We start from the raw sequence: 2,806 nt of genomic DNA, 5'->3' as shown, positions 1-2,806 counted from the left end.
GGCACTGGCTTGGGGGCGGAGGGGAGTGATTGAGCGTTGTCGTGTCCGCATTGCTCCTGCGACTTGCAGCCGAGAACGCCAAACTGCGGGAGCGACTGGCCTCCGCTCAAGACATGCTCGTCGAGACCGCCGTCGACGCCGGGAACCTGCACGCACCGCGGTCGGTCCGGATGGCCTCGACGGGGGCGGGCATGTTCCCGGCGTCGATGGCGGTCTCGACGAGCATGTCTTGAGCGGAGGCCAGTTGCTCCCGCAGTTCGGCGTTCTCGGCTGCAAGTGCCAGGAGCAATGCGGACACGACATCGCTCATTCACGCCCCTGCGCCCCCAAGGCAGTGCGTCTAGCCGGGCTCAAGCTTGGCCGCAATTGCGTACAATCAGCGCGACTGCACCGGCGAGGCCGCACCCGGGCGTTGCGAGATGATACCCCGATGCTGCTCTTCCGGCGCGCGGCCGAAGCCGATCGCTGAGGGCATGGTTGAACAGGGTGATCAGCGGATCCGCTATCAGCCTCGGAAAACTAGGGTCGTGAGACTACAACCGTAGGTCAAGCGGGGCTGGATGGGACGAGTGTAGACGGTTCCGATGAGACTACCGAGCCCACCGCAGGAGGTATCGTTTTCAGCATTCGCCGTTCATTTAAGCAGAAAATTTGCCACGTACAGGGCCAAAACGGGCAATCTGCTTAACTAGGCATCACAACGCATAGTGGCGATCAACGTCATCCTTGCAATTAGATCGCGACTGATAACAAATTCGTTAGGTTGGCCAATTATTAACTACTGAAATTTATTTTATAGAAAGCCTAGATTGACGGCTTTAATGTTTTGACTTAGGACGACATCCGTGTCATTCGCAAGTATATCAATACGCACAAAACTCATTTTTGCATTTGTTGGCGTTCTTATATTTGTTCTCTCAGTAGGTGCGGCAGGGTGGAGTGGTCTATCTGTTCTAAGTCGATCGATAAATGAGATCGGCAAAAATAGCTTGCCAAGCGTAAAAACGGCTGCTGCCCTTCGTGCCGGTGTCATCGATGTACGTGTAAGCGTCGTCAATCACCTTCTCTACAAAGAAGCAGCCCGCATGGAATTCGAGGAGAGCGAGCTTCAGAAGAAGACTGCAGCCGTCGCAGTTTTTTCAAAATCCTATGAACCTCTGATCAGCCTTCCCGGCGAGCAAGAACTTTTCCAGACCTTCACGACGAATTGGTCGGCTTACCTTGCCGCGGTTCCTGCTGTAATCGCTCAATCGCGCAGTGGCGATAAGGAGCGCGCTTTGGCAGAGGTGACCGCTACCGTGCGTCCGCGCATCAAGGCGGCTGCTCAAGCGCTCGACGCCATCGTTGCGTTGAACGACAAGGCTGCCGAGGCGGTGGTGGTAGAAAGCGACCGCTCCGCCGAGACGGTACATACCGTCATGCTCGGAATGATTGTCGCAGCAGTCGTGCTGACGCTCATGGTCACCGTTCTGATCATCCGCGGCATCTCTCGCGGCATAAGCTCGATCGTGCAGCCGATGCAGATGCTTGCCGAGGGTGATCTTACCGTCGCGATCCCGCATCGGGGTACGAAGAGCGAAATCGGCACGATCGCGGACGCCGTACAGGTGTTCAAGGATGGCCTGCTCCGCATGAAGGCGCTGGAGGAAGAGACCGCCCAGGCCCGTCTCGCCGCCGAGGAGCAGCGTAAGGCTGGGATGCGTCAGATGGCCGACGGTTTCGAGGCCGCGGTCGGTGGCATCATCGGCATGGTGTCGTCCTCCGCCACCGAGTTGCAGGCCACAGCCCAGACCATGACCACCACTGCGACCGAGACCGCCAGCCAGTCGACCACGGTCGCGGCGGCGGCCGAGGAGGCCGCTTCCAACGTCAATACGGTCGCCGCGGCGGCCGAGGAACTGGGCTCGTCGGTGCAAGAGATCAGCCGGCAGGTCGCCGGCTCCGCTGAGCTGGCGCAGCGTGCCGTGCACGAGGCTGATCAGACCGGTAGACTCGTTCAGGAGTTGAGCGCCGCCGTGTCCCGGATCGGCGACGTGGTCGGGCTGATCTCGACCATCGCCGGGCAGACCAACCTGCTGGCGTTGAACGCAACCATCGAGGCAGCGCGGGCTGGCGCGGCGGGTAAGGGCTTCGCGGTGGTCGCGTCCGAAGTGAAGGCGCTGGCCGAGCAGACCGCGAAGGCTACGAGTGAGATCTCCGGGCAGATCGGGCAGATCCAAGCCTCGACCGGCCAGGCCGTCACATCGATCGGCGGCATCACCGGACGCATCCGCGAGATCAACGGGGTGGCGGCATCAATCGCAGCAGCGGTGGAGGAGCAAGGCGCGGCGACACAGGAGATCGTCAGGAATGTCTCTCAGGCGGCACAGGGCACTGGCGAGGTGACGCACAACATCGCCGGGGTGGCGGGCGCGGCCGAGGAGACTGGTGCGGCGGCGAGCCAAGTGCTTGGTGCAGCCTCGGAGCTGTCGCGCCAGTCCGAGCACCTCGCGGCCGGGGGAGGGCCCAGGGAGGGTGCAGCACAACGTCGCCGGGGGCGCGCGCGCAGCCAAGGAGACCGGCGCGGCGGCCAGCCAGGTGCTGGGGGCGGCCTCGGAGCGGTCGCGCCAGTCCGCGCACCTCGCGGCCGAGGTCGGGCGCTTCCTCGCAACCGTGCGCGCAGCGGGAGGCGACGATGAGCACTGTGGGACCCCATTCCATCGTTCCGTTCGGCGAGGTTCAGGGTCTCACGGCGGCCCTGGCCGGCGCCTTCGCCGAAGGGGTGGATCTCGGGCCCCGTGGGGCACAGATCCGCGCCCTGGGGGAG

2 protein-coding genes are annotated in these 2,806 nt (G+C 62.7%); one reads left to right on the top strand and one right to left on the bottom strand.

Features of this window, described 5'->3' with window-relative positions; translation table 11 throughout:
- Nucleotides 1-106: 106 nt before the first annotated feature.
- A complete protein-coding gene (locus MKK88_RS07435) occupies nucleotides 107-310 on the bottom strand; it encodes a hypothetical protein (protein WP_243998398.1) in 204 nt (67 codons plus the stop codon).
- A 535-nt stretch (nucleotides 311-845) separates the two neighbouring features.
- On the opposite strand from MKK88_RS07435, the gene MKK88_RS07430 reads away from it, so the two are divergent.
- The gene (locus MKK88_RS07430) at nucleotides 846-2,678 is read left to right on the top strand and encodes a methyl-accepting chemotaxis protein (RefSeq protein WP_243998396.1); all 1,833 of its coding nucleotides are present in this window, start codon (nucleotides 846-848) and stop codon (nucleotides 2,676-2,678) included.
- Nucleotides 2,679-2,806 lie beyond the last annotated feature (128 nt).

It is taken from the genome of Methylobacterium sp. E-005 (genome assembly GCF_022829725.1).
Taxonomy (GTDB): Bacteria; Pseudomonadota; Alphaproteobacteria; order Rhizobiales; family Beijerinckiaceae; genus Methylobacterium.
Note: the sequence above shows the minus strand (reverse complement) of the source record. Positions and strands in the feature narration are given on the sequence as shown.